Consider the following 10,718-nt stretch of genomic DNA (forward strand, 5'->3'; position numbering starts at 1 on the left):
CTATAATCGTCATGAGGATGACAAAAGAATCGATGTCACTGAAAGAGTTGAGAGATTCATCCAAAAAGTCATCAGACACTGTCCGGATGAAAACTTCAAGATGACTCGCTACTATGGATGCTTGATGATGAAGATATTAGATTCTAAAAAAAAGGTGGATATTTCTCATGAAGTATCCACCGTTATAATTCTTCAGTTGTTTGGGGTATGATTTACCCCATGATAATCTAGACCCCAATAATTGGAGAGCCTTCGTTATTCTAGATTACCTTAAAAAGTTATTTCGTTACAGCCCCTTTTTTCAAAACCATATAATAATTTTATAACTATCTGATAAATAACCATAAAATATATTTAAGGTTTTTTTAAATCCACCATATGATTATTTTAATTACCCAAAGAATAAATTCATTATTTATCATTTAACTAGTATATCTATACTTTCACTATTTTCACCGTATTTTACTTTATCTTGTAATGTACGATAATATGGTCTGATTCTATAGCTATATGATTTACCAATTTCTACATTTTTATCAGAAAAACTAGTTCCTTTCAATACGCTATCCATATAGTCCCATTTTTTAGTTTCTGCATTATATCGATATACGTTATAACCATCAACTCCTGGTATTTTATCCCATGTAAATTGAACTATTCCATCTTTGCTTGTTGGATTCGTAATTTTTGTAGTATTAAATATCATTCCACTAACTGATTTGCTATATGGTCCAAAGAATGCTACTCCATTTACTCTTCCATATGGTAAGATTCTGTACTGATATCTTACTCCTTCTTTTGCTGTTTTATCTGTGAATGTAGTTTTTGCAGTAGCATCTAGATACATCCATTCTTTAGCTGTATCTTCTCTGCGGTATACACTATATCCATTTGTTCCGCTTACTTTTGACCATGTGATCTGTAATGCATTTCCTTCCTGCTCTACATTTTTGATCTTTGTTTCATCAAATAATTTGGCTGATTGTGAGTTAGAATATTTGCTACTGATCGTTTTTCCACCTTTTTTATAGTATGATTTTACTCGATATGTGTCAATTTCTCCTTTTGGCTGATCCTTCAACTGGATGTTCGTATATTTTGTCCATCCTATTCGTTCATACTTCAATGTTTGACGGTTGTAATGATAAATATTATATCCTGTTGCTCCATCTACCTTATTCCATGTCAATGTCAAGATTCCTTTGCTTGCTTTGATCGGTTCTAGTTTTGGAGCTTCTATAAAGGTCGGTTCTTTTACTTTTCCAGCTCTTATTTCTATTTCCTTGCTGTAGTCACCATATTTTACTTTATCCGTAATTGTTCGATAATATGCTCTTATACGATATCGATATTCTTCCCCTTCTTTTATCTTACTATCTGCATAGCTAGTTCCTTTTAATACACTATCCATATAGTCCCATTTCTTTGTTTCTTCATTATATCGATAAACATTATATCCGTCTACTCCTGGCACTTCATTCCATGTAAACTTGATATTGCCATCAGTTGTTGAGTTATTAATTTTTATTTCTTTGAATACCATTCCGCTTACGGATTTGCTATATGGTCCAAAGAATGCTACTCCATTCACTTTACCATATGGCAAGATTCTGTACTGATATCTTACTCCCTCTTTTGCTGTTTTATCTGTGAATGTAGTTTTTGTTGTAGCATCTAGATATGTCCATTCTTTAGCCGTATCTTCTCTGCGGTATACACTATATCCATTTGTTCCGCTTACTTTTGACCATGTGATCTGTAATGCATTTCCTTCTTGTACTACGTTTTGAATCTTTGTATCACCAAATACTTTTGCAGATTGTGAATTAGAATATGTACTACTGATCGTTTTTCCATTTCCTTTGTAGTATGCTTTTATTCGATACGTATTTGTTACGCCTTTTGGCTGATCCTTCAACTGGATGCTTGTATCTTTCGTCCATCCTATTCTTTCATATTTAGATGTTTCTCGATTATAACGATAAATGTTGTATGCCGTTGCTCCATCAACTTTATTCCATGACAATGTCAAGATTCCTTTGCTTGCTTTGATTGGTTCTAATTTTGGAGCTACAATGGTGATATTTTCATTTTTCGCTAATGTTTTAAATCCTTTAGAATCACCATATCCACTGAAATATTTCTTTCCATTTACCGTTGCATAAGAACGTACTTTAAATGTATGTGTTTTTTGTGGTTGTAATTTATTTACAACAAAGGATGTTTCTTTTATATCTGTTAAGAATTCATATTTCTTTGTACTATAGTTGTATTGATAAATTTCATATCCATCAGCACCTGTAGATTTATCCCAACTTAATGTAATTGAAGAATCTGTTATATTCTTTCCAGTTAGATTTTTAGGTGCTTTTGGAGCAACTGATAATGTACTTACTTTTTTCTCTTTACTATATGAACTATAATATGTTTTTCCATTAGCTTTCAAATAAGAACGAACTTTGAAAGTGTATGTTTCAGCAGGATTCAAGTTTGTTAATGTATAATTGGTTTTATCATTACCTTCAAAAGTTTTTATCATTTTATATTCTTTTGTTTCTTTATCATATTGATAAAGTTCATATCCATCTACATTAGCAGCTTTATCCCAACTTAAGTCCATTGAAGTAGCAGTAATATTTTTAGCAGTTATAGTTTTAGGATTTCTTAAAAGAATATCAAAGGTTACATAGAATTTTCCGGTTTCTGGATCTACAAATTTTCCATCTTTTTCAAATGTGTCACCTACATCAAAACCTCTAATACTTCCTCTATGTCTATCTACTCCATCTCCAATATTAACCTCTATTGGATAAATTTCATATTTTCCTTTTCCTGGTAAAATACTTTCATCTTTTCTATAACTGATTAAATATTCAGATCCTTGTTGGAAAACAGTCTTTTTACCATTTTCGTCAGTATAACTTACCTCTACTTTAGGATAACGAGAGTTCCCGTTGTAATAATAGGCATCAAACTCTTGTTCAATTGTTACTTCACTAATATGAACTTGTTTCCATCCGCATACTTTACAAATTCTACTACCGTCTGGTTTAGTTTCATATTCATGTAGTGGTGGTCTTGTTCCAAACACTTCATAGTCTTCAGATGCAGCATCACTATGATATCTAGTATATTCCTGAACCATACAACTTGGCTCATGTCTTTCTGCAATTGTTACTTTTTCAGCATAACCTTGATTATTAAAGAAATATACATCATCACCAAATTGTGTCCATCCAGTCTGTTTTTTACCACCAATGAATCCCATTGTCTTACCAGTCTCGCTATCTACAGCAACACCAGTAAATGATTTCAATTGAATTGTATCTTTACAATGTTTACATATTACCAACTGTCCTTTAATTTCGTATTCATGGCCTTCTTCATCACATTTATATGATTTCGTTTTTGTAAATGAATCTAATAAATTACCATTTGCTTCACGAGCTTCAATTGTAAATGAATTTGCAGTAGTTGATACACTCATATATACTCCATCAAAAGAAGTAATATATTTATCAAATTCAAAACCAGTGTCTGTAGTTGGATACATTTTATCACCAGTAGTTCCTGAAATCATATAAATTGTTCCATCTTCATCAACTTTTCCACCAGTTAAAGGTTTCGTTCTGTTATAAGTATGGTCATGTCCTGAGAATACAAAATCGATATCTGCTTCATCACATGCAGGAGGAAGAACTTTATGAATTAAATCATTTCCTCCGGTAGGATTTGTATAATAAGGAGGTTGATGGACACCAACAACTTTCCATGTTGCATCGCTCTTTTTAGCATCTTCTATAAGCCATTTTGTAGCTCTATCTAATTTAGCAGTATCTTTTGTATAATTAATAATTGCAAAGTATACATTACCATATTCAAATGAATAATAATCGCCATTATTTTCTTTTGGAATATTATAAATTGCTTTGCTGTTATTACCAGTTAAGTCTCCTTCATATTCATGGTTACCAAAAACATGAATCATATCCGTGCTATTTAATAATTCACCATATAGATTAGCTATACCATTCCAATATTCGAATTTTGCACCGTTATCGACCGCATCACCAGTTTGTAATCCAAAATCATAATCAACACCGTTTGTCATTAGCGTATTAGCAATTCTATTTGTTCTATCCATATCTAATGTTTGAATATCTCCTAGAACAAAGAAATTTACATTCTTATTATCGTATGGTGTTGTAAATGTTTTGATTTCTGAGAAGTTTACTCCATCTCCAACACGATATGAATAAGAAGTTGCTGGTACTAAATTAGTTGCAATTGCACTATTTAATCTAAATGCATGATTGTCTTCTGGATTAGCAGAACCATCAAGTTTAATAATTTGAGTAGTTCCATTTACCTCATTAAATGCTTTCTCACCTTTTGCTTTGTAATCTGAAGTTTTTGCTATCTGCATTACTGCTTTATCTTCAGATTCAAATGGATTTGTAAACCAACTTACACTCTTAGTTGTTGTTGGATCATTTGAAGCATGACTCATGATATTTTGAGGAGTACCGTCATCATTTCCACCAATTGCATATGCAAAATCTGAATAAATGAATGATACGTCTTCTCCTTTTTTTGCATAAATTGAATATTTTTTAGCACTTTGACTTAATCGATCGGTTTCAATATAACCTTCTTGATTAGTTGTACCTAATAATTCATTATTATCTGCTAAATAAACAGAAGCTCCTTCTACTTTCTTGTTATTTGTATCAGTGACAAACACTTTACCACTTCTACCTACAAACATTGTTTCTGTTGTAACTGTTAATGGAGATATTATCTCAATATCTGTTTTCTTAGTAGCGAAAGATTTAGCATAATGTTCTGCTTTATCTGAAGTATAAGTTGCCTCTCCTTTTATAACTTCAAATGAAAGATTTGTTCCTTTTAAAACATCTGTTGGAATCTTTAAACGTAAAGTTGCTACAACACCATTACCACTATTTGAAGTATTTTCTTTACGTTTACCTTTAATTGTCAAGGTTTTCTTATATTCATTATAAGATGTTTCAACTTCTGAAAAATCTTCATTCCAAATTACTTCGTAATTTTTCATATCTGCATTTTCAACTGAAATATTTGCAGATACTTCATTTAAATCTTCTAATTTATTTGTTTTCAATTGCAAATCAAATGTTTTGCCTAATACTGGGTTTGATGAATTTGCTGCTTCAAAAGAAATATTTGTACCAAATGAATCATCACCATCCACTACAAAATACTTCGTTTGCTCGGTTTCATTTCCACCTTTATCACGGATAACAGTTTTAATTGTATGTATTCCATCGGCAAATTCCATATCATATAAATATGAGGTATTTTTGCTATCATCTACAAAGAAATTATCTTCAAAAACTGTATCTCCTTCTTCAGTTTCTTTTACACTAACATTCACTCCATCGATATACATACGTACAAGGTCATAATCAATTCCTTTTGTGTATTTATTTTCTACATCATGGAAAGTACTTGTAAAAGAAATCTTGTTACTTTTAATTACTTCATTTTCTCCAAATGAATGATACTTTGCATTGTCAACACTATATTGAATATTGTCAATAATAGGGGAATCCGTATCATCTACATTTGTACCATAGACAAATTGCATATTGTCTAAATAAATTTCATTTGCAGTTTTAGATCCCATTCCAATACCTGGAACATACATGACTCTAAATGTAGCTCCAGAAGCTAATCTAAATTTCGTAGCTCCTTTTTGTGTTAAGTCAGCTTCCAAATATTTCCAACCGCTCCAATTTATACCTGAATCTTCTTGTGAAACAACAGAACCATCAGGAAGTACTTGGTTTGGCTGATAAGTAAAATCGACATAAGTTGTAGATCCCTGACTCCATGTACCATCAGCTTGTAAATAAGATACCTGCCCTCTTAACCAGAAATTATCTATTCCCTCTGGAGCATACATCCAAACTCCAATAGCTGTTGGTGTTCCTGGAATTTCGTAGTCATCTTTCATACCAAAGTATGCTCCTCTTGTAGCATCTGGAGCTTTTGTAAAGTCAAATGACATCCTCAAAGAGTGTTCGCCCATTCGAACTTCCCCTGTATCAATATTTACAATTTCTCCTTTAACACCAACTGTACCATCTTCAGCACTTGGCATGACCTTAAATGGTGTTTCTGCATTAGCACCATAACCTATTTTCCAATATTCTTCTGCAGGAATTACTGTTTCTTCTCCTGTATTTTCATCTTTAACAACCTGATCTTCAAAATCCCATGCTACTGTAGGCAATTTACCAACTATTACATGAATACTGCCTTTTACATTACGATTTTGCTTAGAATAAGCTGTAATATCTCCTTCTAATGTTTTTCCATCAGATGTAATAAATGTGTTTCCTTCAAAATGTCCCATTTCTGGATTAGAAATCTCCCATTCTATATCTCCATCTTTTAAATGTACATCTCTATGTTTCCAACGTACTTCTAACCCTAAAGTTGAAGAATCTTCAAATCCCAAACTTACTTCATCTGTTTTAAAACCTATTTCATCAGGATAACGTATTTCTATAGATGCGGAACCTACCTTTTTTCCTTTGTAATTTTGATTAACAACTAATGTTCCTTCTTTATCTTTAAGAGTTACAAGTCCCGTATTTTTATCAACAGTTCCTAAACTTTCATCTTCAACGCTCCATGTTACTCCTTCAGGTATAACTGCTTCTCCACCACCACTGTCGACACCAGTAGCACTAAATTGTACTGTTTGCCCTGGAGTATAAACTTCATCATTCGGCAATATATTACTATGATCGTAAACACCATCTTTAACACTAGTAGAGATAAACAATAATCCACTTGCTACTTCACGAAGTTTCCCATCACTTGGACTATTACTAATTTCAAGCTCGTCTTTTCCTTCTGGTCTTGTTAGTAAAGTTGCACTTCCTCCACCATCTAGATTAATTGCATCTACACAACCAGCAGCAGCTAAAATACTTCCCATTTCTAAAGTTGAGTGTCCTGCAGATTTATCAGAAATTCCATGAGTTGTAAAAGTAACTATTGAGCCATCTGCTTTCAAACCAATTGCTGCTCTTGTCATTCTTATTGGGTCATTTACATTTTGAACTACTCCATCTTTAACTAAAAATGGGCCACCACCAACTGCTTGTTCTACATCATCTAATGGTTGATCAGGTGTACGTAATTCTGCTTTGCCATCTTTGGTGATACAGAAGTAATTATCACTTGGTTGTTTAATTACTTCTCCATTCATTACCAATGCTCCCATTGGCTCCCCAGTTCCCATATTGAAAAAGTCTGCATTAATTGCCGCAACAACAGTTTCATTTTGTATGTTGTTTTCTCTCATATAAGCTTCATAGCCTTTTGCTTGTTCTGCCATTGTAGACAATTCCCAAGAAGATGCATCATAATCAGAACCATAACTAGCAACTACTTTAGTACTTGATCCTTTTGACATATCAACTTCCATTAAATAGTCAATTTGTTGCATATCTCCTTTTTGCGTATTAGAAATTAATTCCGTTTTGACAATACCTGGGGCAATATTTTGGTCAGTTTTCTTAACGACCGAATAACCTTCAGGCATTTTTCCCTCATCAATATTGATTTTAGCTTGTACTTCAGTTGTACTTGTAAAAGTGATAACAGTCAAAGCTAAAACAAACATTAATGAGGCTAACAAAAAATTCTTGATCTTTGCTCTCATTTCTACCCTTTCCTCTCATAAATAATATCTAAAGCTTCTCCGTATTCCATTACTTTTTTATCTATATTTATACCTTTCTACTAACAACTTCACTAAATGGAGAGAACTCTCTGTTTCCTTTTACCCATCGATAACATCTTACCTTATAGTAATAAGTTTTTCCTTTTGCTAAAGAAGTAGATATTTTAGTTGTAGTCTCTGAATCATATGTTCCTAATTGCACATAATTCCCATTTGCTGAGGTAGAACGATATACTTGATAATATGTTGCTCCATCTACTTTTTTCCAAGTCACCTTAAGAGAACTATTTGTATTTGGAGAAACAGTTGCTGTAGGAGCAGGTAACCTTGTTTTACCTGTCATAAGATCACTAAATTTCGAGAATACTCGTTCTCCATTTACCCATCTATAACTTCTTACTTTATAATAATACGTTTGACCGGGTCCTAATGCTCTAGACAAAGATGAAGTTGTATTTTCATCATATGTTCCTAATAATGCATATTTTCCATTTTCAGATGTAGAACGGTAAACTTGATAATATTGTGCTCCTTTTGCTTTCTCCCAATTTATCTTTAATGAATTATATGTATCATGTTCTACTGATTTTAATTTAGGAGGTGTTAACTTTGGTGAATTTGAAATAATATTACTAAATGACGAGAATACTCGTTCTCCATTTACCCATCTATAACTTCTTACTTTATAATAATACGTTTGACCGGGTCCTAATGCTCTAGACAAAGATGAAGTTGTATTTTCATCATATGTTCCTAATAATGCATATTTTCCATTTTCAGATGTAGAACGGTATACTTGATAATATTGTGCTCCATCTGCTTTTTCCCAATTTATGTTTAGAGTAGTATAAGTTCTTTCTGTAACAGATTTTAATTTTGGACTAGATAATTTAGTAGTTGCTGAAACAACGTTACTATATGGAGAGTATACTCTCTTTCCACCAATCCAACGATAACCTCTTACTTTATAATAATATGTTTTTCCTACGCCTAAAGATGTAGAAAGTTTTGATGTTGTATTTTCATCATATACACCTAATAATTTATATCCACTGTTTGGTGATTCTGATCTATACACTTGATAATAAGTTACCCCATCAGCCTTATTCCAAGTAATATTTATCGAATTATAATTAACTGGTGTAGCTTTTATTGTAATTGGTTCAAAATATGGCTTATTTAAATCTTCTGCCTTTATTTCGCGTCTACCAGAATAAGTGCTAGAATAAATTTTGTAATCATTTATATTTTTATAGGATTTAACTTTATAATGATATGTGGTTCCAGATACTGTTGTATTATCAGTAATTGTAGTTGTAGTACTTTCTTTAACATTTTCAAATTTTCCATTAGCAGTAGTAGATCTAAATAGAGCATATCCATCTGCTCCTGCAACACTAGGGAATGTTGCCTTTATACTACCATCACTAAGATTTTCTAATTTTAAATCTGTTGGTGCATTTGGTTCACTTTCATACACATGATTTCCATAAGGATGATTTCGACCAAAATCAGAATTCAATGCATAATCACTGCCTAGTGTATATCCATTTGATTTAAAATCATCATAAGTTTTCAAAAATCTTTTATAAGTAATGCTTCCTGTATCTTCATAATATGCAGCTGAAGCAGTAACATCAAAGTTATACCATTTACCATCGATTAAAACGATATTCCAGCCATGGTTAATCTCTTTACCATCAACTTTAAGTTTACCATCAACTCTTCGATTTACTACTCCTAACTCTTTCAATAATCGATATGCCCCCATTGTTTGTCCATAACACTGAGCCTCTTTTCGAATCAAAGAATCATATGCAGTAATCATTAATTCTCCAGTTTCTGGATTTTTTTGATTATTATATTTAACATTTAAAGTTAAATAATCATATACTGCTTTACATTTATCATACACATTAGATTCTTTTGTAATACCTTTTTTTGCAAAAGTATCTAGAATTTGAGCAACTTTATTGTCAACTTCTTTTTCTTGATTTTCTGTAGTATAATAGTCTAATTTAAAATTTAATGTATATGATGTTAAATTACCAACTTTTCCATCAATCCCAGAACTTAATTTAATTGTTCCAGGTTTAATTGTATAACGTAAATAATCACCTTCATCAGCTGAAGAACTAATATTTTGTTCTAAATCCTTTCTAGCCTCTTCATACATAGTCTGCATTAAACCACTAGGAAAAGTATTAGAATTAAATATTACCGTAATATCTTTATTTCTATTTACTAGTTGATTCTTTAAATATTTTGTTGCTAGTTCTTGGCTAGTAAACTCATTGATTTCAGATGGTGTTTCTTTGCATTTAATTGTCACTTCATTAGAATCAATATTCACACCATTTTTTGTATATCTAACTTTATATGTATATTCTTTTCCTACTTCTAAGTTACTTGCATCCAAATAATACAATCCATATTTGCTTTCTCTAGTGGCTAAACCATCATAATATCCATCGTCTCTTTTTCGTAGAATTGTATATTTAGAAACATCTTCGCTTGATGTCCATTTTAAATATATACCAGAATCTCTACCTATTTCTGCAGTTAATACAATATTTTCTGCAGCCGAAACACTAAATGGCAAAGTAAATATTAATGCTAACGCTATAAAAGTGTTTAAAATTAAAACTCCTAGTTTTTTCATAGTCTTTACACCTATTTGTATTTAATATACAAATCTTATTTCTCCTTTCTTTAAGTTTCTTTTCATTTATCACACACATAATTTTTTTATTCAATTCATGATAATTGAAAAGAATATAGTTATTTACTTTTATTTTAAATAAAAACTTTTTAAGTTTCAAGCGAAACAGGATAATTAGGTGAATATTTTTTGAATGGGTTAATTGTAAAAGTAAATTCTACTTTAAAAAATAAAGTGGAATTTAGTCTTACGAATTTTCTTGTTATATGTTATTGATTATTTGTTCCTCATTTTCTGGATTAATGATATGAATGA

3 protein-coding genes are annotated in these 10,718 nt (G+C 31.5%); 1 reads left to right on the plus strand and 2 read right to left on the minus strand.

Annotated elements, in window-relative coordinates:
• Positions 1-211 (plus strand): transposase (locus tag B5E79_RS12725; RefSeq protein WP_206393212.1); only part of this gene is annotated, 211 nt, incomplete at its 5' end.
• A 207-nt stretch (positions 212-418) separates the two neighbouring features.
• Here the strand turns inward: B5E79_RS12725 and B5E79_RS12730 are convergent.
• The gene (locus tag B5E79_RS12730) at positions 419-7,720 is read right to left on the minus strand and encodes a phosphodiester glycosidase family protein (RefSeq protein ID WP_087298291.1); all 7,302 of its coding nucleotides are present in this window, start codon (positions 7,718-7,720) and stop codon (positions 419-421) included.
• A 67-nt stretch (positions 7,721-7,787) separates the two neighbouring features.
• Positions 7,788-10,403, minus strand: coding sequence for a transglutaminase domain-containing protein (locus B5E79_RS12735; protein ID WP_087298292.1), 2,616 nt, complete (start codon positions 10,401-10,403; stop codon positions 7,788-7,790).
• Positions 10,404-10,718: the final 315 nt, after the last annotated feature.

Origin of the sequence: Massilimicrobiota sp. An134, assembly GCF_002160815.1 — a bacterium.
Lineage (GTDB): Bacteria > Bacillota_I > Bacilli_A > Erysipelotrichales > Coprobacillaceae > Allocoprobacillus > Allocoprobacillus merdigallinarum.